The organism is Streptomyces sp. NPDC044033, assembly GCF_056434425.1.
This window is the reverse complement of the sequence record NZ_JBWKFF010000026.1, coordinates 67,610-88,331: the sequence shown is the minus strand read 5'-3', so window position 1 is coordinate 88,331 and position 20,722 is coordinate 67,610. Positions and strand designations below refer to the sequence as shown.

Genomic DNA, 20,722 nt, shown 5'->3' with positions numbered 1-20,722 from the left:
CTTCTCTGTCTTCTCTGCCTTCTCTGTCTTGGGCTTGCTTGCCTTCGGTGGTGTGCCGGGTGGCGGCGCCGCGGTGCGGACTCTGCTGAACAACGGCGGCCCGGGCGGCTGTTCAGCCGCCGCTGCCGGCCGGCGGGGGGACACGGGCGAACAGCAGGTCGCGCAGTCCGCCACAGGCGAAGGCATGGGCATGGGCGGGGTAGTGCGCCAGCAGCGGCCGGGGCCCGTATGCCACGGGTGGTGCGGGCCACTCTCCGGTGGCGGCCTGATGTTCGATCAGGTACTCGGCCGAGAGCGCGATCTCCTCGGGCGAGTGGTACCCGCCGGAGCGGATCAGCGCGGACAGCGCCAGCCCGGTCGCGAGCCCGGTGCTCGGGCCGCCGGGCAGCCCGGGCCACCCGCCGTCGGCGTTGCGCTCGGCACGGAGACGGGCGACGGCCGAGCGGGCCGCCCGGTTGTTCCAGCCGACCGCCGTGCCCACCTCCAGGACAGCGTAGGCGGGCGGGGAGTACCAGTCGGGGATCCAGCCCTCCGGGCCCTCACCTGCCAGCAGCCATTCCCGCGCTCGCGTGGTGTCGATCGTGGCGGAGCCGTGCGTGTCGACGGCGGCGACCGGCTGCGCGACGACGTCGTGTCCGGGATAGTCGTCCACCGACTGCCAGGTGGTCCACAGCCCGTCAGCACGCTGTTGCCGCGCCAGGTAGCTCTCCGCGGCGGGCCACACCGTACGCCCCTGCGGGGAGTCGGCCAGTGCGAGCAGGACCAGCGAAGTAGTCACGTTCTCGCATTCCAGCCCCGACTTGAACGACCAGCCACCGGCCGGCTCCTGGCGGTCGGCCAGGAAGCCGAGTGCCGGGACGAGCCCGTCCCGGTCGAAGCCCGGGTGATGCCTGAGGCGCGCGCTCAGGAACGCCGTGTCCAGGACGTCGCTGGGCACGAATCCCCACGTCCCGTCGGAATACTGCTGGTCGAACAGGTAGTCCCGGCAACGTTTCGCCTGCGCCGCGGACCGGGGGGACACTTCCAGCGCGAGCAGCGCGATCGCCGCCACCGCGGGCATTGAGCAGAAGCCGCCGTCAGCGTCCTGGGCCGCTGTCAACCCTTCCAACGCGGTCTGCGACACCGGAAGCCCCAGGGCGTCACCCGCTACGAGTTCCGCCGCGGCCAAGCCGACCTGGTGCCATATCTTCAGCCGCCCTTTCTCGGCTGCTGCCCGCATGGCCCGCACCGCGTAGTCGTACAAGCCATGCGGATCGGCTCCGGTGGCTCCCAGCGCGACGGCGAGGGTCCGGGCCATGAGAGTGGGACGGCTCTCCTTGCCTCCGATCCCCTCAATGGGGAATGACCGTGCCTGTCGGGGGGCGAGGGCCAGTTCTCGCAGCCACTCCTCAAGGTCGCGCGCCGACGCCGGGTGGGGCTGAGGCGAGGCGCTCTTGAGCCACGTACGGGCCTGGTCGAGCCTCCTCGGGATACCGCGTCCGCGCAGGCAGGCGAGCACCACGGCGGTTTCGAAGATGCGTGGTGCGACCGTCATCTCCCATCCCCCGTCGGCCCGTTGCCGGTCGAGAGCGAAGCCGACGGCCTTGTCGAGCGCGGCGTGGGTCGCAGCCGCGAGGCGGGGCGGCAGCGCGTCGTTCGCCGGCGTTGACCGGTTCGGCCACACCGGAAGCTCGGACAGATGGCGGCGGTGCCGTTCACGCCAGCCGGCTGTGCTCTCCGCGTGTACGGTCATGACCCGCTCGCTTCCTCTGAACGGTCGTGTGTGTCCCAGCGGACGGGCAGATGGTGAACTCCGTAGACGAGCATCTCGTGGCGGTAGGGGATGTCGGCGGCGCGAGCGGCGAGCCTCAGGTTCGGGTAGCGGCGGAAGAGGGTGCACAGCGCTATCTCCATTTCCAGCAACGCCAGGGGTGCCCCGAGGCACTTGTGCGGTCCGTTGCCGAAGGCGATATGGCGATGGGCATCCCGCTGGAGGTCCAGCGCCGACGGGTCGGTGAATACCTGCTCGTCGTGGTTGGCGGACGGAAGCGCGAGGATCACCGCGTCACCGGCGCTGATCTGCACGCCCGATAGCTGTATGTCGTCGGCGGCGATCCGGACCAGGTCGTGCTGCACGATCGAGGCGTAGCGCAGCAGTTCGTCGAGGCTGCCCTGGAGGTTGGCCGGCTCGCCGGTGAACACCTCCCGCTGTTCCGGGTTGTCGATCAGGAGGATCACCGACAGGGCGACCTGGTTGGCGGTGGCGTGCCCGCCCAGCAGCAGCAGTCGGATCATCGCGATGAAGTCCTCGCGCGCGAGTTCACCCGCGGCGACGTGCTCGGCGAAGATCTTGCTGATCAAGTCGTCGCCGGGATGCGACTGCTTCAGGGTGATCAGATGGTCGATGTACTCGGTGAGCGCGCCCAACGCGTCGTCGGCGTTGTCGGTCAGGCCACCGGCCGTAGTGATCTGCCGGGATTGCCGGCGAAAGAACGGCAGGTCCTCATCGGGCACTCCGAAGAGCCGCCCGATCACCCGCGCGGGCAGCGGGTCGGTGAACGCGTCCACCAGATCCACCGGCTGCGGCATGGTGTCCATCGCCTCTGCCAGCTCGTCGACGGCCTTCTGGACGTCCGCCCGGTACCCGCGGCTCGCGCGGGCGGTGAAGTAGGGGGTGATCATGCTGCGCAGCCGTCGGTGTTCGGGGTCGTCCAGGCGGAAGAACGACAGGGCCCGGGGCACTTGTGACACGGGAATCAGCGCGGGGAAGTTCGGCTTGGTGTTGTCGGAGCTGACCCGGGGATCGGCCAGCGCGGAGCGGATGTCGGCGTAGCGGGTCAGCAACCACGCCTGACCTGTGCCGAACCGCACCTGCTGGGGCGGGTGTTGTCGCAGCTGGTCGAACTGCGGAGGGGGAAGCAGCGGATTGCGGCGCGGCAGCGGGTAGCTGATGGCGTTATCGCTTGCCCGCGGTCCGGTGGAGGAGTTCATGATGCCCATCCGATAGGTGAGGTGGTGGGAGGAGATGACGGAGCCGTCTTCGTGGACATCCGCCTCCTCAACGGGCACGTCACCCTCGTCTTTGAGGGGGCGGATGACGTGTTGTCGTGGACGTTCTGGATGATCTGGACGTTCTGCTTGCGCACGGACACCGGCACCCCAGCTCTGCGGACGGTGCCGCGGACGGCCGCGGTGACTTCGGCGAACCGAGGGCGCTGTCGGTGGTGGTCATGGCCTGCGCGGAGACCGGTGCGCCGCCGCTGGCGTGGACATCGCCGACATGGATTTGCCGGGTGGGGCGGCGCACCGGGGTTTTGGGGGATAGGGCGGACAGCCCCAGGTCGATGGGGTTCACCGGCACGCCTCCCAGGTGTGGTGGGGGTGTCCGATGCCGAGGCGGGTGATGCCGAGGGCGTAGAAGAGGCGGCAGTTGACCGACGCGCCCAGGCAGGCCCGTACCGGTGAGATGCCGGGCCCCTCCCGACATCCCGGCGCCATCGCCATCGCTGTCGCCCGGCTGCCTGCCGCCCCGCCGTCGGCACTGTGCGAGTCCGGGCCCCGGGACCTACTACGCGCTGGTCTTGGCCCGTTCGGCGACGATGACCAGGTAGTTGAGCCGGTTGGAGCGGTACCCCTCGATGAAGGGGTCCTCGACGCCGGTGCGCAGGTCGGAGTGGGAGCGCAGTTCCCAGTAGGGGATGGCCTCGGCCGTGAGGTCGTGGACCGCGGACGGGACCAGCCCGTTGGCCGCCAGGGCGCGGAAGTAGGTGCTGCGCCGGTGGATGTGGCACACATAGTGGCTGTCGATGGCGCTGATCTCGGACGCCGTGCCGGGGGCGGCTTCCGCGTCGTTCCCGCACCAGGTCACCAGGACGTAGCGGCCCCCGGGTTCGAGGATGCGGGCGAACTCGCGGAAGGTCTCGAAGAGATCGACGTACATGGTCGTCTCGTTGCTGACCACCCCCTGGAACGACGCGTCCGGGAACGGGGTGGCGGCCATGTTCGCGTAGTGGAAGCGGACGCTGTCGGCGCAGTCCCTGCGCTCGGCCATCTTCCGGGAGAAGGCCAGGTGGTGCTCGCAGAAGTTCACGCCGTCCACGGCGCAGCCCAAGCGGCTGTGGAGCATGAACGAGGTGCCTCCCCGGCCGGAGCCGGCGTCCAGGACACGGCCGCCCCTGGCTGCTTGACCCATGCCGTCGAGTATCAGCTCGACTTGTGCGTTTTCCATGCGGTGCATCTCCCGCAGGATGCGGGGCTGCCGCTCTGCGGGCGGTCCGGTCAGGACGTCGGGGTCGAAGTCCCCGACGGCGTAGTGGTGGTGGAACAGCCCGTCCTCCTCACCGAGCATCAGGTTGATGTCGTCGTGCTGTTTCGCCTCCCAGTGGGCGTTGAGCTCGTGCTCGTACTCATCACGTACGGCGTCCTGCGGACGATGCGGTGCAGTCTTCACGGGGGGTCTCCCTGTAGTGGTGAATGGAGTGGGACCGCGTCCGGTCATGCCCGGCGAGTGACGACGAACCGGAACAGTTCGGCGAACGCGCGACGGTAGGGGGCCGGTGCGGAGAGGTGTTGGAGATGTGCCAGCGCCGAGGCGAGCTTTTCCCGCGCGACGCGTTCGGCGAGGGCGCGGCCACCTGCCTGGGTGATGAGCTCCGCGAGGTGTTCCAGGCCCTCGGCATCGCGGTTGGTGGTGGCGCGGCGCGTCGCGAGTTCGCGTCCGGCCGGGGTGTCCGACTGCAGTGCGGCCAGGACGGGGAGCGTCGTCTTGCCCTGCCGCAGATCGCTCAGCGGGGGTTTGCCCGTGGTAGCGGGGTCCCCCCAGATGTCCTCCACATCGTTGGCGGCCTGCCAGGCCAGGCCGAGGTCCAGGCAGGCGGCCCGCAACCGGTCGGACATCGTCTTGTCCGCTCCTGCCAGCACCGCGCCGATGCAAGCGGCACCGGCGAGGAGGGCGCTCGTCTTGTCCTCGGCCATGCGCAGGTACTCCTGGACCGTGCACGCCCGGCCCTGCTCCAGCCTCAGATCGCCCGCCTGCCCGGCGCAGACGCGGTGGAAGGAGTCGGTGAGGATCAGGAGCGCACGCCTGCCGGGCGCGGTGCCGATGGCCGCGAGAGGGGTGAGCGCCGCCGCGACCAGGGAATCACCGGCGAGTACGGCGGTGCTCGTCCCATAGGTGGCCCACACTGTGGGGCGGCCTCGACGGAGTTCGTCCGCGTCGATCATGTCGTCGTGCACGATCGAGTGGTTGTGCAGCAGTTCGACCGCGATGGCCCCGGGCCTGGCGTCCTCCGGCCGCCCTCCCGCCGCCTCAGCGGCCAGCAGGGCCATCGCGGCCCGCAGATACTTCCCCTGCCGCGGTCCGTCGGACGGCTGCCCGTCGGACGACCACCAGCCGAAGTGGTAGCCGCAGGCCCGGGCCAGGTGGGGGTGCATCATCCCGACGGTCTCTCGCAGGCCCGGCAGGATGAGCTCCCGGGCCCGCTCCAACTGGGCGATGGGCGACGGTGACGTGTCTGGCGCGGTCAACGTGGCGTCCCTTCCTGACGGGGCCACCGGCTGTCGATGGCAGGAGACACGGGCAGGCTGTGCCGTTGCGGCGAATACGTGCTGAGTGCGGGTGAGGCATGTGCGGTGGGCGGTGGTGAGGACGCGGCCGAGTAGGCGACCCCCAGCGCGGTGCCGAGTTCACGAGCGGGGTCGTTGACAGCCGGACCCACGCCGTGCAGGGCAGGCGGCAGGGTGTCGATGCCGTCCGCTCGCATCACGCTGCTGGGACTCCGTAGCGAGTCCCGGCCCTCCAAGCACGTGCGCTCCCCTCCTCGCCGGGCGGTATACGCCGACGACGAGCCAGGAGGCCCGTACGGCCGGTCTCTTTCAGGTAAACGCCGTAGCCCGCGGCGCAGAAGGGGAGGTGGACTATGGAGGCGTGCACGTGTTGAACGCATATGTGTGCACCGGTGCCTCGCTGTACCGCGCAGGTTCGGCAGGGAGTGCGCTCCGGTCTCTGCGGGGCCGGGTCGTCGCACCAGAGCAATCGAAGCGGACGAGGCGACAGAGCGGCACGACAGAAGGCGCGCGAGCGGTTCTACTGCTCAGGGATCAGTCGGCAGCCCATGGTGCGGTCCTGGAACGATCGCGGTGGCGGTGCAGTTGTCCGGGTTGGACTGCCGTGTGGGTCCCGGTGGAGGAGCCGGATGTCTTCGGGATGCGTACGGACGGGAGTTCCGTCTCCACCACGGTTCCGGCAGCGAAGGCACGGAACGGCTCTTCGGCCGGCACTCCGTTCAACCTCGTGGGCTACGGGCCGGTGTTGGCGCTACCGGCCGACGCACGGTGATACGCGGTGTGCGCCGGCTCCGCCCCGGGCCCGGCCGCGCCATGCGATTGCGTTGTCGTGCCGGCCGTCGTGCGGTCGCGGGCTCAGGGCTGTGTGCGCATTTTGATGACACGCTCGCTCGGTGACGGTGCATCAGGTTCGGTGTCGGCGGCGGCGCCCAGGCCCGCGGGGCGCGTCATGAAGGCGAAGGACGACTCCTCGGCCTGTTCGAGTTGCCCGTGCCGAGCGTCCGCGAGAACGGTAATGGCCAGATACCGCAAGGCGTCCGCGTGCACGCTGAGCATCTGGTGGGTCCGGGCGTCCCCGGGGTCCGCCAGCAGGATGCGAGCGGCCGTGTTGGCCGCGCGTAGACGCGGTTTCTGCGCGGTCCGGTGCGCACGGGGCAGAGAGCGCCAAGCGGTGTTGGCGACCGTGATCATCCGCCAGAGGTCGTTGGACGTCGGGTCGACATCGTAGAACCGCAGTCCGTAGCGGCCCACGAGCCAGTAGGAGAAGGAGAGCGCCGCGGCAGCCGAGGCATCGAGGGCCGGCCAGGAGCGGTACAGATAGTGCCGCCCCAGGACCGCGTCGAGCAGCGCGGCCGCGCCCGCGCCGCCCGCGCCGAACAGAACTGCCGCGACCGCGCCGAAGAAAGCGACGGCCGGAATCAGGCCGATGCCGTTCTCGCTGTCCATCCGTAGCAGCCCCTGCCAATGGGGTGCGAGGTACCGGGCATAGCGGACGACTTTCGGTGCGGGCTCAGTGACTGCGATGCGTTTCGCCCAGCTCACGGCCACGGGAACTCACTCCTCAATCGGAGGTTCGTGCGAAGGTTCATACCCGCAACTAACGAATCAGTGGAACTGCGGGCACGCTCGCTCCGGGACGACGAGGCCGCCGAACGGCGAATTCCTTCGGGCGGCGGGGCGCACTCACAGGCGTATTCACTATTATGGCCGCGCCGCGAAGATCATGTGACGGGCACTCGGCTCGACCGCTTAATTCTGTGCCGGATGGACTCTCGTCCGTCGGGCGGGAATCTTTCGGCCGCAGGATGCGTCGGCCGCGTCCTGCCGATTTCATGGTGCAAGCATTTCATGGCTCTTCCCCAGGGATAGGCATCCGACATGTGCCTTTCGGGAGGGGACGAGAAACTACAGGAGCTATATGGGGCGCCGGACCGTAGCGCTGGTGCGTGCGGTGGGAGGGCGGAGCGGGAGTGTCCATGGCTGGGGCGGCGTCGGAGAGCCCGTTGGGTCGCAGGGCGCACCCCGTGCTCACCATCGGCATGGCGGCACGCCGACCGCAGCGCCGAGGAGCCCCGTATCAAGCTCGTGTCTCCGCCGGACCGAGGAGCGGCAGAGGCCCTCGACCGGTTCGCGACGGGCGGGCGCTTCTCGACGGTGCCGCCGCCTTCATCCGCTCCTCGGCGCTTCCGATGAAGCCGGGGGAACCGCGGCGAGTCTCAAGTCCGCGCCTCCTGGGCCTGCTGCTCCAGCCATGCGTCGAGCGCTGCCACCGTCGGAGTACGCAGTATCTGCCGCAGGCTCGGCCGGATGCCGAAGTGCGACGCGACGAGCCGGACGAGCCGGAAGGCGCGCAAGGAGTCCCCGCCCAGTTCCAGGAAGCTGTCGTCGACGCTCACCCCGGGGACGCCGAGCACGGTGGCGAACAACGCGCACAGCTCCTTCTCCCGCTCGGTGCGCGGCGGGCGGCCCCGGCCGCCGCCGGCCGCTCGCCGGGGGGCGGGCAGAGCACCGCGGTCCACCTTGCCGTTGAGGGTGAGGGGCAGGGCCTCCACCACCTCCACCGCCGCGGGCACCATGTATGCGGGAAGGGTGGTCCCCAGGCGTTCGAGGATCGCGGGTTCGGAGGGGGCGCAGCCCGGCTCGGGCACCACGTAGGCGATGAGCTGTCCCGCCCCGTCCCGGTCGGGGAAGGCCGCGACGGCGGCGCGACCGATGCCGGGCTGCCGGCCGAGAGCCGCCTCGATCTCGCCCAGTTCGACGCGGAAGCCCCGGATCTTCACCTGTCCGTCCCCGCGCCCCAGGAACTCCAGCGCGCCGCCCGGGCCGAGGCGCGCGAGGTCACCGGTCCGGTACATGCGGTCGCCCGCCGGACCGTAGGGGTCGGGCAGAAAGCGCTCCGCGGTCGGCCCGGGGCGGTCCAGGTAGCCGCGCGCGACACCATGGCCGGCGACGTACAGCTCGCCGGTTTCCCCCTCCGTCACCGGAGCGAGCGCGCTGTCCAGCACGTATGCCCGGGTGCCGGAGCGCGCCCGGCCCAACGGCAGGGGACGTCCGCTGTCCCAGAACTTCTCCACGACCAGGTGGGTGGCGAACAGCGTGGTCTCGGTGGGCCCGTACAGGTGCCTGATCCGGACTCCGGGGCACGCCGCGAGGACCCGGCTCACGGCCTGGGGAGGGACCACGTCCCCGCCGGTGAGCACCTCGCGTACCGGGGCGAAGACCTCCGGGGTGTCGTTCGCGAGGGCGGCGAAGAGGCCGGCGGTGACGTGCACCGCCGTGACGCCGTGCCGGGTCAGCAGAGAGTTCAGCAGCGCTCCGTCGAGGGGTTCGTCGGGCGCGACCACGATCCGGCCGCCGTTGAGCAGCGGTACCCACACCTCGTAGGTGGAGACGTCGAACGCGTAGGGCGCGTGGAAGAGCACGGCCCGGTGTGCGCCGTCGCCCCAACTGGCGTCCGTGGCAAGGGCGATGACCGCTTGATGGGACACGGCGACGCATTTGGGCCCGCTCGTCGAGCCGGAGGTGTGCATCACATACGCCAGGGCATGGCCGTTCCCCCGCCCGGCCGGTGCCGCGTGCGGCGCCGGGTCCGGGGCCGGATTCTCGTCGACGACGACCGTCCGTGCCCCGTGGTCGAAGCCGACGGGATGGAAGCTCTTGTCGACGAGCAGGACGGCGGCCCGGGAGTCGGCCGTCACCAGGGCGTGGCGGGCCGGCGGATAGCCGGTGTGCAGGGGGACGTAGGCGGCCCCCGCCTTGAGGGTGGCCAGGAGTGAGACGACGAGGGCGGGCGAACGCCTTTGAAGGACGGCGACGCGGGACTCCGTCCCTACACCCAGGCCCACGAGTCGGTGGGCGAGCCGGTCCGCGCGGGCGTCGAGCTCCGCGTAGGTGAGCGCGCGCTCGCCGTCCTCGACGGCGACGGCGTCGGGGTGGAGCGCGGCCTGTGCCGCGAAGAGACCGTGGATCGTCGAGGGGCGTGGCATTTTCACGTGACGGGGCACCTTCCTGCGGGAGCGCGGATGGCGCCCGGGAGCCGCGGCCCCCGGGCGGGCGGATGGTCAGGGCCGGGGCTCGGTCCAGTGCATGCCGTCGGGGGAGGGGATGAGCCCGTTTTCGCGGATGGGGCCGTCGTCGAAGCTCTCTCCCAGGGCAGCCTGCACCTGGACCTTGGCACCGGCTTCGAGGGTCGCGTCGACGAACGGCGAATCGAACAGGGCGCCTTCCTCGGAGGCGCCGCCGCCGACCAGTTCGACGAACGCCTCCAGGGGGGATCCGGCGGCGCGGGTGATCCGCCTGGCGGTCCAGAAGTAGGAGTCCGAGTCCTGGCGCATGTCGTAGAAGGACATCAGGAAGTCATGGAAGCGGCCGAACTCCTCGCGGTAGCGCGCCTCGAATTCCTCGAAGCACCGTGTCTCGCCGGGGCTCCCTGCGCCGCCGCTCAGGACCGTGTTGATGGACCGGGCGGCCAGCAGCGCGCTGTAGGTGGCCAGGTGCACGCCCGAGGAGAAGACCGGATCGATGAAGCAGGCCGCGTCGCCGACGAGGGCCATGCCCGGCCGCCAGAACTTCTCCTGGCAGTAGGAGTAGTCCTTGCGGATGCGGATCTCTCCGTAGGGCCCGGTGGTGACGCGGCGGGCGTCGGCCAGGTAGGAGGCGATGAGCGGGCACTCCTCGATCAGTCCGGCCAGCGCCGCCTCGCGGTCTCCCTGGACACGCTCCAGGGCGTCATGGTGCAGTACGGCGCCGACGCTGGTGAGCCGGTCGGTGAGGGGGATGTACCAGAACCAGCCGGAGCCGAAGGCCGCGCAGAGAATGTTCCCGCTGTTCGGTTCAGGGAGGCGGCTGCCTCCCTCGAAGTAGCCGAAGAGAGCGATGTTCTTGAAGAATTCGGAGTAGACGCGCCGGCCGCCGGTGCGGCCGTGGACGCGGCTGCGGTTGCCGGAGGCGTCGACGACGAACCGTGCGTGGACCTCGCGACGGGTGCCGTCGGGGCCGTCGAAGCGCACGCCGGTCACCCGCCCGTCCGTTTCCAGGACGTCCACGACCGGGCACCGCTCACGGACTTCGACGCCCTTGCGACGGGCGTTGTCCAGCAGGATCTGATCGAACCTCATACGTTCGACCTGGTAGGCCGTGGAGGTGGGGCCGGGGAACTTCGACGAGACGGCGAAGGCGAAGGTCCACGGCTCCGGGTTCTTGCCCCAGCGGAAGGTGCCGCCGCGCTTGGTCGTGAAATGCGCCGCCTCCAGTTCGGGCAGGACACCCAGGAGTTTGCCGATGCCGTGGACGGTGGCGGGCAGCAGGGATTCCCCGATCTGATAGCGGGGGAAACGTTCCTTTTCCAGCAGCAGCACCCTGGCCCCCCGCATCGCGGTGAGTGTCGAGACGGTGGAGCCGCCGGGGCCGCCGCCGACGACGATCACGTCGTATTCAGGGTCCGTCGTACGGGGCATGTCCTGGCTCCTCGGAAGGGGGGACGGCATCGGGGTTCTCGTACGGAATGCCGCTCGCGAGGAACCGCGGGCGGCTCGTGTTGAGGTAGTGGCCGCCCTCGGCGGTCCACGCGACGTGCAGGGCCGTACCGAACAGGGCCCACCGCCGGATGTCCCGCCGGTCCGCGACAGACCGGTCGTCCGCGGCGAGGAGAACCGTGACCGGGCAGCCGAGGGCGGCGGTGCCGTTCCGTCCGGCCTCGCGCCGGGCGATGGCGAAGCAGTCCAGCGTGGTGAGGACGTCGTAGCGGAAGGCCCGTGCGATGTCGGCGCGGTCCTCGGGCGGCAGTTGGTCCGCCCCGGGCTGGTCGGCGTCGGCGGTGAACCGGGCGAAGCCCTCCGCGTCCGTCAGGGCGGCGGTCGCGTGGGCCGGGCGGTCGCCGGGGGCGGGAGGAAGGCCGGCCACGGCCACGAAGTGGGCGGGGGGACGGCCCATGGCGCACAGGGCCATGCCGGCGGTGAGGGCCGGCCCGGTGCCCGAGCTGTGTCCCAGCAGCACCACAGCGTCCGGGACCGCCGTGGCGATCTCCTGGGCCAGGTCCGCGGTGAGCCGGTCCGCCGGTACGGCCGGCCGGCCGTCGTCGCGGTCGCGCCTCGGCAGGTCCGCCGCGAGCACTCGGAGCGGTTTGCCGCCCTCGTGCAGGGCGCGGGCGAGGGGGAGGTAGCCGAACGCCCCGCCGCCGGCGTACGGCAGGCACACCACAGTGGCCGCCCTGGGGGCGGCTGTCAGGCCCGCCGCCTCCGTCAGGTCGGTCAGCAGCGGGCGGCCGGCGCGTGCCTCTTCACTCATCGGAGCCCCCGGGGGGCCGGTCGTCGGCCGGCCCGGTTGTGTCCCCTTGTGCCGTGACCGTGTTCACGTGCCCTGGGCGTCCGCCGTGGCGGTCGCCGCGGCGGCGAAGAGCTGGCGGTACTGCTCGGTCCCCAGATCGATGTAGATCTCCAGGTCCGCGTAGGCGTCCGCCGCCGACCCGTAGGCATCCACGGCCTGCGCCGTGGTCTGGAACATCATGTCGTCGTGGCCGTGGGAGTCGTCCAGTTCGATGTGGGCCTGCGCTCCCCTGGTGCAGGCGATGCCGAACTCCTTCGCCGCGGCGTCGGTGATGGCCTGCATATAGCGGTCCGACCACCACTCCAGGTACCAGTCCCACAGGGCGACCGGGGCGGGCCCGCGCTCGTCGGTGGCCAGGCGCAGGTAGCCCATGGTCTTCGCCGTCGCCGGGAGGACCTTGGTCGTGTCGATCTGCTCCAGGGACACACCGAGCCCCGCCAGGTCCTTCACGAACATGCCCTCGTGGCCGATCTCGTCGGCGAGGTAGCGCGCGAGCTTGGCGGCGAGCCGGTAGTCGCCGGAGCTCGCCTTGTACAGGGCGTAGGCGTCGGCCACGTTGTTGAGCCGGATCTGCAGGACGACCTCGATCATGTACCGCTTGTAGAACTCGCGGTCGGTCCACGTTCCCTCGTGCCATTCGCGGAGCTTTGGTACGGCCCCGAACTGGCGCTCCGTGAGTTCGAGGGCGAGGTTCTCCAGCTTCGCCCGGTCCAGTCGCTGCATCGTCATTCGCTTCCCCTCGCGGAAGTGCCGGTCGGTTCCATGCGTCGGGTCGGGCGGACACCACCACATCCGGCGATGCCGCCGGCGTGGGGCAGGAGATGGCTCGGCCCGGAGCCGGGGGTGTGGCGGGGCGCCATCACCGCTCCGGTCGTCGGTCCGAGGACGTGATCGGGCGCTGCCGGTGTCCTCGGCGCCGGAGAGGACGCACCACGACGCGGGGCGCGGAGCCGGTCGCGGCCGGGCTCGTGGTGCCGAAACACCGGGCATGGCAACCATGATGACAGTTCGTCAGGGCTTTGACTGGGCTGGACGGTATCCCGCGGCAAGGGGAGAACGAGCCGGCCGTGCGACGGCGGGCGGCGACGGGAAGGACCGGACGGTCGCCCGCGGCTGTGCCCGTGCCGCTCCCGGCGGACCGGGGCACGGCGGAACGGCCCGGGGGAGGGGCCGCGGGCCCGGTGGCCCATGGCCGTACCGCCTCCCGCCGACGGCGGGCAGCGCCGCCGCACGTGAGGTCCCGGGGCGCCGGCGGCCGGGGCGCGGCCTCGCGTCGCTCCGGTCGCCGGTGCTCCATCGTCGCTCTCTTCCCGTGGCCGAGGGGCTCTGCCATCGACGGTCGGCGGTCAGCCGTGGAGGTAGTCCTCCGGGCCGCCGTCCCGGACGGTGTCGAGGGTGAAGCAGTGGAAGCCGCCGCCGAACAGCCGCCGGTGGCGGTGGCGTACGGGCACGACGGTGAAGCGGTGCCGCTCCAGCGTCCGGACGAGTTCCGGACACGCCTCGTTGACCAGCACGGTGTCGGGGCTGACGGACAGGACGTTCAGATCGATGAACGGGCTGGCCAGGATGAGGTCGTCATCGTCGTACCGGGGAAAGCTGTCGGACCGCGGTGGCGGGGCGACGATGAGGTCCCAGGCGCGCAGCCGCTCCGGCAGCAGGTCGGCGACCTGTGCGGAGCGCACCAGCAGGGTGCCCGGGCGCAGGGCGAGGACCATGCTGTCGATATGGCTGTCGCTGATCCCGTACACCCGGTGGACGCGAAACCGGCCGTGCAGATGGCGTTCCAGCCAGTCGACGCCCAGGGCGTGATTGGCCGTCGAGATGTTGGCGACGATGTCGCGGCCCAGCCGCAGGCACTGCGCGGCGTCGAACATCATTTCGTGGCCGACGTCGTACGGGGACGGCTGGGCTTCGCCGACCGGCTCGGTCGTCGCCGAGCGGTTGGCGTAGGAGGGGTCGAAGGAGGCGTCGGTCATCAGCGGCCGGGGCATCACCGTCCACCGGGCGCCTTGGCGGAAGTAGTCGGCGAAGACCGGGGTGAGGAACTGCGTCTCGAAATAGCGGGACCGGATCATCGGAGGCGTCTCGATGATCTCCTCGCCGACGATGAGCGTGTTGTCCCGCAGGTTCAGGGGCGGCACCACGGCCGCCGACCAGGCGGGGGTCCGTACTTCGGTGGTCCGGTCGTCCAGCTCCATCGGCCGGAGCACGGTGACCGACAGGTCCTCCAGGGTCTTGACGATGCCCTCGATGTCCTCGTTCAGCTCGTCGACGTACCGCTGTTTGATCAGTGAGCGGCCGGGCGCGGACGGCCCGCCGCCTGTGGTGAGCCTCGGGTAGTACCAGGTGGACTCGGCGAAGTTCTCGTGGAAGAACAGCTCGAACGAGAGCTCGCGCTCATGGGAGGTGTAGTTCGACGCCGATCCGACCACGACCTCACGCAGTGGCGACCATTCGTCGTAGCTGTTCAGCCGCATCGATGGGCTCTCCTCGCTTCGAAGGACCGGGGTATCGGGGTACCGGGGTATCGGACGTGCGGTGCCGGCGGGCCGCCTGGACGCCAGTGGCGCGGGAGGTGCCGGGCGTGCTCCCGCGCGAGCAGGGGGAGCGGCATCGGGTAGCGAAGATCACCGAACCTCGTTACCGGACGTTGGTAATGATGAATGGAGGGGGCGACGGCGTGCCGGCGGCTGGCGGATTTTCCTTTATACAGAAGGAATAGGAGGTTCGGCAATGCCCGGTCGAAGATCCCGAATGTCCTTCGCGGAAGGTCGTCGACGCTCTTGCCGGCAATTTCGATCTTCGGCCGCCGGGCGTTCGGATTCCCTCGAAAGAGGGTGGGCCGCGAGTGAAACCGGCAGCCGTGCAACATGGCTGAAATGTAGCGTCCGTGGGGCCAGCGCCTCTTGGGGGGCAACTCCGCTACCCTGGCTGAGTATTGACTGTACTTGGCCCCTGTGTCATCGTAACGAAATGGCCTCCTGCCGGAGGGAATGCCTTTCTTCCCGCCATCCGGAGCAACCGGGTGATTCGCATTGCCGTTCGACCTTCGCATGTGCCCGGCGGGTAATACTGCGAACGGTGGCGCGAAAAATTGCGTGCAACTCGGCAGGGGTGGAGTCGGAAAGACGTTCCCATGCGGGGCAGTGCGATATTCCGGCGCTGTCGACCGTAACCGGCCGTCCAAACCCGCAAGAAGCAAGAAGGCAAGAATAAGGAAAGGGCCCTGATGAGGAAAGAAACGGATCTCAGGCTCGACGAGCTCGCGCACATGAACCCGGAGCAGTTGCAAGGCTTCCTGGAGGAACGCTCCAGCACCGCCGTCCATGGCGCGGCGGACGCCTACTTCTCGGCGCCGCGGGCGCAGACGGTACGTGGCACGAGCGACGCGCACTTCTCAGCGCCGCGGGCGCAGACCGTACGTGGCACGAGCGACTCCCACTTCTCGGCGCCGCGGGCGCAGACCGTACGTGGCACCAGCGATTCGCACTTCTCGGCACCGCGAGCACAGACCGTTCGCTGAACCGTCCGCGCATCGGGGGCCGGAGCGCCGGACCCCACCGCCCGCGACCGCGGAAGGGCTGCCGCACGGACGAGCCCCTGTCCGCCCGAGGACGGGCAGGGGCTCGCGACCGTCCCCGCACGGCGCGGCCGGGACGAGGGAAGAGACGGAGAGAGCGTGAAAATACGGGCTCATGCCCCCAAGGCCGCCGGACCCGGCGTCCACCGCGAGGTCACCACCCGGGAGACCTGGGAGCGCATCGGCCCCCATCTGCGCCGGGCCGGCATCACGCGGCTGGCCGACATCACCGGCCTGGACTACCTGGGCATCCCCGTGTACAGCGCCGTCATCCCGAGGTCCAACGACAGCATCTCGGTGTACAGCGGCAAAGGGGCCACCCCCATCGACGCGAAGGTCAGCGCCGCGATGGAGGCGATCGAGCGGTACTCCGCCTGGCTGCCCGTCCGCCCCGACCTCGTCGCCTCCCATGACGAACTCGTCGCCGCCGGTGAGACCGTCGTGCACCCCGCCGAATGCACCCTCGAACTCGCCCCGGGCTACCGCGACGACAACCCCATGTCCTGGCTCCGCGGCTGGGACCTCCTGGGCGAAGAGCCCGTCCTGGTCCCGCAGGACGGCGCCGTCTACCAGGCCCGCCTGCACGAGGAACCGTGCTACCGCATCGCCACCACCACGGGCCTGGCCTCGGGCAACAGCCTTGAGGAGGCGATCTGCCACGCCCTGTGCGAGCTGATCGAACGAGACTCGATGACCCTGGCCGAACTCGTCAGCAACTACCTCCCGCAGGTGCTGGCCGGTGAGGAGCGCGGTTCGCGGACCCCGCCCGCCACCATCGACCGGCTCCGCGGCCGCCACCCGCACCTGCGGCTGGAGACCGCGCCGTCCGCGGCACAGGAGATGCTCGCCCGCTTCCACACGGCCGGCGTCGACGTCCGCGCCATCGACGTCACCTCCCCGCTGGGCATCCCGACCTTCTTCGCGGCGACGAGCGAGGACATCGGACCCGCCACCTCGCAGGGGCACTGCGGCTACGGAACCCACCCCGACCCCGAGGTCGCGCTGGTGCGCGCGCTCAGCGAATGCGCCCAGGCCCGGGCCGTCGACATCCAGGCCATGCGCGAGGACATCAGCCTGCCCGGCGCGAAGGTCACCAAGTACGAGCTGCACGTGCGGCGTTCCGCCTCCGTGGACAAGAGCACCTGGGCCTGGCAGCCGGCGAGCCGCACCGTCGGCATGGCGGACATCCCCGCCTTTCCCGCCGACGACGTCCGGGCGGACATCGACCTCATGCTCGGCCGACTGCGCGGAGCGGGCATCCCCCGGGTCGTCGTGGTCGACCTGTCGCCCCCGCAGATACCGGTCAGCGTCGTACGGGTGATCGCACCCGGCCTCGAATCCTGGGCGACCGACTACTGCCGGATCGGGCCCCGCGCCGCACAGGCGTGGCGGACGGCCGTTGAGGGACTGCTCGCCACCCCGCCAGACCTCTCCGCCACCCACTCGGCCTGACATCTGGGAGCGTTCCGCATGGACCCGGTGGTCTTCCTCGGCCCGAGCCTCGACCGCGCCGTCGCGGCCCGGACACTCGATGCCGAATTCCTGCCGCCCATCGTCCGTGGCGACATCGACGCCCTGCTCGCCCGGCCCCGGCCGCCCTGCCTGATCGGCATCGTGGACGGCCGGTTCCTCGACAGCCTGGCCGTCTCCCCCAAAGAAGTGCTGCGTGCCGTGGACGCGGGCGTCCCCGTCTACGGCTCGTCCAGCATGGGGGCGCTCCGAGCCGCCGAATGCGCCCCGTTCGGGGTGACGGGCATCGGCCGCATCTTCGACGCCTATGCTTCCGGGGCCGTCGACGCCGACGACGAAGTGGCCCTCGTCTACGATCCCGACACCCTGCGCGCCACCTCCGAACCGCTGATCAACCTCCGGTTCGCCGTCCGGGCCGGAATCGCCGGGGGCGAACTCGACGCCACCTCCGGCGAACGGTTCCTGGTCCTCGCCAAGTCGCTGCACTTTCCCCAGCGGACGCTGGTGAACGTCCTCCGCGCGCTGGCGGCCGAGGGCATCGCGACGGACGGGATCGCCGCCTACTTCGCCGACCGCGCGCCCGACACCAAGGCGGAAGACGCCCTCGCACTCCTCCGGGCCCTGCGCGACCGCCTCGCGTCCGCGGCCCAGCCGTCCGCGGCCACGCCGCCGGGCCGCCTCGAAAGGGCCCGTTCTTGATCCGTGCCTATCGGTCCCTCCTCGCGGTCCCCGGCGCCGCCCGCTTCAGCGCCGCCGCCTTCATCGGCCGGCTGCCCGTGCCCATGCTCGGACTCGGCGTCGTCCTGCTGGTCTCCGCACGGTCGGGTTCCTACCGGACGGCTGGTGTCGTCGCCGCCGTGACCATGCTCGGTTACGCGCTGACCGCACCGCTGGCGGGCAGATTCGTGGACCGCTTCGGACAGCGCCACGTCCTGCTCGCCTCCTCCGCCGCGCACGGCGCCGGCCTGCTGACGCTCATGTCCGCCACGACCGCCGCGGTGTGGCTGCTGTGCCTGGCGGGAGCCGTCACGGGCGCCTCCCGGCCGTCCACCGGCACGATGGCGCGTACACGATGGGCGTACGTACTCCCTTCGCCCCTCCCAAGCGCCCCCGAGCCCGGACCGCCGGGCGGAAAGGGAGCCGAAGAGCCCTCGGACCCGAACGGCCGGGTGAACTCCGGGGGAGGAACCGCCCGGCTGCCGTCACCACCGCAGGCGGCCACGCTGGAGGCCGCCTTCTCCTTCGAAGCGGTGCTGGACGAGGTGACCTTCATCGCGGGCCCCGTCCTCGTCACCGCACTGGCCACGCGTCTGAGCCCCTGGGCCGGACTGCTGTGCTGCCTGGTGCTGACCGTCGGCGGGTCGACGGCGCTGGCACTGCAACGCGCCACCGAGCCCCCGCCCCAGCGGGGCCCCGAACACCGTGGCACCGCGCTCACCGTGCCCGGCATGCCCGTGATCACCGCCGTGGCCTTCTGCAACCTCGTCGGCGTCGGCGTCCTCGACCTCGCCGTCGTCGCCCGCGCCGAAAGCCTGGGCTCGCGCGCCCTGTCCGGCCCCCTGCTCGCGGTGCTCGCCCTCGGCAGCATGGCGGGCGGACTCTGGTACGGAAGCCGCGCCTGGCACGCCGCCCCGCGCGTGCTGTGGATCCGCTGTCTGGGTGTCCAGGTCGTCGGCCTGGTCCCCCTCGCCCTGTCCGCCGGCGCGCCGGCGCTGACCGCGGCGATGTTCGTCGCCGGCCTGACCGTCGCCCCCATCGGCATCTCCGGACTGGTCCTGATGGAACGGCTACTGCCCCCGCACCTGCTCACCGAAGGCATGGCGGCGGAGACCGCGGCCATGGCTCTGGGCGCGGCGGTGGGCGGCTGGCTCTCCGGATCCATGGTCGAGGCCCTGGGCCCGGCCCGCACCCTCACCCTGCCCGCCGTCGCGGCGGCCCTCGCGTTCTTGATCGCCGTCTGCTGTTCCCGCTCGACCGCCCCGTCCGCCGCCCACGACGTGGTGCCGGCCTCGGCGGACAGCCGTCCGCCGCCCGGCCCCGAGACGGAGTCCGGGCAGCCGCTGTGAGCCCCGCCCACCGACGCCCTCGCGATTCCCCGCCCCGCAACCGCCTTCGACACTCCGAGATTCGACGCCCCGAGAAGGGAAGCCACGATGTCCCGCCTGCTCATCGGCAACGACTTCACCGAAGAGTTGGAGAACGCCGGTGAACAACGGCTGGCCACCGCGCGCTGGCATGCCAAGCGCGCCCTCTTCTTCGCCCGGGACCACGACGTCCTCGTCCTCCCGGAGGCCCCCGACGACTCCTTCGTCCGTTACGTGACGGCCCTCACCGGCACCGACCCCGCCTCCCTCGCCGTCGTCACCCCGCCCGGCACCGCCGCGCTGACCCCTGCGACGCTCGCCGACCCCGCCCTCCGCGAGCGGGTGCGCGCCGCGCTGACGGGCCGGCGGATCGACGAAGTGATCCCGCTGCACCCCGACCCGGCCGCGGTGGACCTGGCCCGTGGACTCGGTCTGCTGGACGCGGTGGCCGGGCACGGGTTCATCGCCCAGGGCGGAGGCTCTCTGGCCAACAGCAAGGCCGTCTTCCGCGCCCTGGCGGCCGGTACGGGGACGCCGGTCCCCGACGGCACGGTCTGCGGCGACGCGGAATCGGCGGCGCGGGCGGTGTACGCCCTGTTCGAGCAAGGCCATCCCGTCATCGTCAAACACGAGTACCGACAGGCCACCAAGGGCAATGAGATCCTCAGCCCGTTCGGCGGCATCACCGCGTGGGGAGCGCGACGGCTGACCGTCCTCAGCGGCCGGACCGCGGTTGCCGGACACCTGCGGGACCACTGGGAGCAGCTGGCCGGCGGCGGGCGCTACCGCCTGGTGGTGGAGCGGTACTTCCCCGACTCCACCGCGCTCTTCGCCGAGTTCACGCTCACCGACGCGGGGATCGAACCGGCCGGACAGGGGGAGATGATCTACGAACCGACCCCCAGCGCCCAGATCATGCCGGTGTGCACCGTCCGCCCGGAGCTGACCGCCGAACTCCTCGCACGGGGCCGCGCACTGTGCGAACCCCTGCGCGCGATGGGCTACCGGGGCACGGTCAGCACCGACGCCATCGTCACCCCGGCCGGGCGGCTGTACTTCACCGAGTTCAACAGCCGCACCACCGGCTCCACCCACATCTACGCGGAGATCGGCGGACGGATCGTCGGACCGGAATACCCGGACCGCCGTGTGCTGCTGGAACACGTCGCCTGGCCGGTCCCCTCGTTCGGCCACGCGGTCACCGCGCTGACGGAGGCCGGTCTCGCCTACGACCAGGACACGCGCACCGGGGTGGTCATCAGCACGGCCTTCGACCCGGCCTACCGAGACGTCTGCTTCTGCGTGGTCGCGGAGGACCTCGCCGAGGCCAGGAAACTGCGACAGTGCGTCGTCGGGCTGTTCGACGCCTGAGAGGACGTCTCACGGGGTGAGTCCTGCGGGCTTCTTCTAGCAGGCCAGGGCGGCCGCACGGCCGAGGAACGCGAGGGGACGGCCGCCCTTTCGCTCGTACCGGATGGCGAGCCGGTGACAGCCGGACAGCCAGACGATCGACCGCTCGGAACCGCAGCGGTGGCGGCCGGGTCATTCGCCGGACTCGCTGCCCTTCTTGCCGCGATCGGCCGGACTCGGCCCGGTCAACTGCCCCCTCTATACGCGGGCGGAGGCCGCGTCGACGATCGACGAGGCCCACTCCCACTCGCCTCGGACCCCGAGTCCGTCCAGGGCCGCCCGGTGCGGCCGACGCCGCAGTCCGGCCTCG

Annotated in this window: 16 protein-coding genes; 5 read left to right on the top strand and 11 right to left on the bottom strand. The window is 70.9% G+C overall.

The window, feature by feature from the left end; translation table 11 throughout:
- Window positions 1-112 precede the first annotated feature (112 nt).
- The 11 genes from AC07AB_RS34230 to AC07AB_RS34180 all read right to left on the bottom strand — a co-directional run bounded on the left by AC07AB_RS34230 (window position 113) and on the right by AC07AB_RS34180 (window position 14,345).
- Window positions 113-1,732: a prenyltransferase/squalene oxidase repeat-containing protein gene (locus AC07AB_RS34230; RefSeq protein WP_478575438.1), complete on the bottom strand. Its 1,620-nt coding sequence runs from the start codon at window positions 1,730-1,732 to the stop codon at window positions 113-115.
- A complete protein-coding gene (locus AC07AB_RS34225; protein WP_478575435.1) occupies window positions 1,729-3,048 on the bottom strand; it encodes a cytochrome P450 in 1,320 nt (439 codons plus the stop codon). Before AC07AB_RS34225 ends, AC07AB_RS34230 begins: the two co-directional genes overlap by 4 nt.
- A 282-nt stretch (window positions 3,049-3,330) precedes the next feature.
- Window positions 3,331-3,477, bottom strand: coding sequence for a hypothetical protein (locus tag AC07AB_RS34220; protein WP_478575432.1), 147 nt, complete (start codon window positions 3,475-3,477; stop codon window positions 3,331-3,333).
- A gap of 70 nt (window positions 3,478-3,547) precedes the next feature.
- Window positions 3,548-4,429: an SAM-dependent methyltransferase gene (locus tag AC07AB_RS34215; protein WP_478575430.1), complete on the bottom strand. Its 882-nt coding sequence runs from the start codon at window positions 4,427-4,429 to the stop codon at window positions 3,548-3,550.
- 44 nt (window positions 4,430-4,473) lie between these two features.
- Window positions 4,474-5,505 carry a polyprenyl synthetase family protein gene (locus AC07AB_RS34210; RefSeq protein ID WP_478575428.1) on the bottom strand — a complete coding sequence of 344 codons (1,032 nt, stop codon included), beginning with the start codon at window positions 5,503-5,505 and terminating at the stop codon, window positions 4,474-4,476.
- An 894-nt stretch (window positions 5,506-6,399) separates the two neighbouring features.
- On the bottom strand, window positions 6,400-6,990 hold the full coding sequence (locus tag AC07AB_RS34205; RefSeq protein WP_478575426.1) for a hypothetical protein: 591 nt from the start codon (window positions 6,988-6,990) through the stop codon (window positions 6,400-6,402).
- 770 nt (window positions 6,991-7,760) lie between these two features.
- Window positions 7,761-9,530 (bottom strand): non-ribosomal peptide synthetase, encoded by a 1,770-nt coding sequence (locus tag AC07AB_RS34200; RefSeq protein WP_478575521.1) that lies wholly within the window; start codon window positions 9,528-9,530, stop codon window positions 7,761-7,763.
- Between the two features lie 75 nt (window positions 9,531-9,605).
- Window positions 9,606-11,000, bottom strand: coding sequence for an FAD-dependent oxidoreductase (locus AC07AB_RS34195; RefSeq protein ID WP_478575423.1), 1,395 nt, complete (start codon window positions 10,998-11,000; stop codon window positions 9,606-9,608).
- Complete coding sequence (locus AC07AB_RS34190) at window positions 10,978-11,829, bottom strand: thioesterase II family protein (protein ID WP_478575421.1); 852 nt, start codon at window positions 11,827-11,829, stop codon at window positions 10,978-10,980. Before AC07AB_RS34190 ends, AC07AB_RS34195 begins: the two co-directional genes overlap by 23 nt.
- A 63-nt stretch (window positions 11,830-11,892) precedes the next feature.
- Window positions 11,893-12,597 (bottom strand): iron-containing redox enzyme family protein, encoded by a 705-nt coding sequence (locus AC07AB_RS34185; protein WP_478575418.1) that lies wholly within the window; start codon window positions 12,595-12,597, stop codon window positions 11,893-11,895.
- Window positions 12,598-13,214: 617 nt separating this feature from the next.
- Window positions 13,215-14,345 (bottom strand): glycine amidinotransferase, encoded by a 1,131-nt coding sequence (locus AC07AB_RS34180; RefSeq protein WP_478575416.1) that lies wholly within the window; start codon window positions 14,343-14,345, stop codon window positions 13,215-13,217.
- 752 nt (window positions 14,346-15,097) lie between these two features.
- Here AC07AB_RS34180 and AC07AB_RS34175 point away from each other — a divergent pair.
- The 5 genes from AC07AB_RS34175 to AC07AB_RS34155 all read left to right on the top strand — a co-directional run bounded on the left by AC07AB_RS34175 (window position 15,098) and on the right by AC07AB_RS34155 (window position 20,373).
- A complete protein-coding gene (locus AC07AB_RS34175; protein ID WP_478575413.1) occupies window positions 15,098-15,391 on the top strand; it encodes a thiovarsolin family RiPP in 294 nt (97 codons plus the stop codon).
- 156 nt (window positions 15,392-15,547) lie between these two features.
- Window positions 15,548-16,900, top strand: a complete 1,353-nt coding sequence (locus AC07AB_RS34170; RefSeq protein WP_478575411.1) for a YcaO-like family protein — start codon at window positions 15,548-15,550, stop codon at window positions 16,898-16,900.
- A gap of 18 nt (window positions 16,901-16,918) precedes the next feature.
- Complete coding sequence (locus AC07AB_RS34165) at window positions 16,919-17,617, top strand: TfuA-like protein (RefSeq protein ID WP_478575409.1); 699 nt, start codon at window positions 16,919-16,921, stop codon at window positions 17,615-17,617.
- Window positions 17,614-18,984, top strand: a complete 1,371-nt coding sequence (locus AC07AB_RS34160; protein ID WP_478575407.1) for an MFS transporter — start codon at window positions 17,614-17,616, stop codon at window positions 18,982-18,984. The genes AC07AB_RS34165 and AC07AB_RS34160 overlap by 4 nt, the downstream gene beginning before the upstream one ends.
- An 87-nt stretch (window positions 18,985-19,071) precedes the next feature.
- On the top strand, window positions 19,072-20,373 hold the full coding sequence (locus AC07AB_RS34155; protein WP_478575404.1) for a preATP grasp domain-containing protein: 1,302 nt from the start codon (window positions 19,072-19,074) through the stop codon (window positions 20,371-20,373).
- The last annotated feature ends 349 nt before the right edge of the window (window positions 20,374-20,722 follow it).

Excerpts from the sequence above, each read along its gene's own strand:
- AC07AB_RS34230 (WP_478575438.1), bottom strand. The coding sequence starts at position 1,732 with ATGACCGTACACGCGGAGAGCACAGCCGGCTGGCGTGAACGGCACCGC.
- AC07AB_RS34220 (WP_478575432.1), bottom strand. The coding sequence starts at position 3,477 with ATGGCGCCGGGATGTCGGGAGGGGCCCGGCATCTCACCGGTACGGGCC.
- AC07AB_RS34205 (WP_478575426.1), bottom strand. The coding sequence starts at position 6,990 with ATGGACAGCGAGAACGGCATCGGCCTGATTCCGGCCGTCGCTTTCTTC.
- AC07AB_RS34200 (WP_478575521.1), bottom strand. The coding sequence starts at position 9,530 with ATGCCACGCCCCTCGACGATCCACGGTCTCTTCGCGGCACAGGCCGCG.
- AC07AB_RS34195 (WP_478575423.1), bottom strand. The coding sequence starts at position 11,000 with ATGCCCCGTACGACGGACCCTGAATACGACGTGATCGTCGTCGGCGGC.
- AC07AB_RS34190 (WP_478575421.1), bottom strand. The coding sequence starts at position 11,829 with ATGAGTGAAGAGGCACGCGCCGGCCGCCCGCTGCTGACCGACCTGACG.
- AC07AB_RS34185 (WP_478575418.1), bottom strand. The coding sequence starts at position 12,597 with ATGACGATGCAGCGACTGGACCGGGCGAAGCTGGAGAACCTCGCCCTC.
- AC07AB_RS34180 (WP_478575416.1), bottom strand. The coding sequence starts at position 14,345 with ATGCGGCTGAACAGCTACGACGAATGGTCGCCACTGCGTGAGGTCGTG.
- AC07AB_RS34175 (WP_478575413.1), top strand. The coding sequence starts at position 15,098 with ATGAGGAAAGAAACGGATCTCAGGCTCGACGAGCTCGCGCACATGAAC.
- AC07AB_RS34165 (WP_478575409.1), top strand. The coding sequence starts at position 16,919 with ATGGACCCGGTGGTCTTCCTCGGCCCGAGCCTCGACCGCGCCGTCGCG.
- AC07AB_RS34155 (WP_478575404.1), top strand. The coding sequence starts at position 19,072 with ATGTCCCGCCTGCTCATCGGCAACGACTTCACCGAAGAGTTGGAGAAC.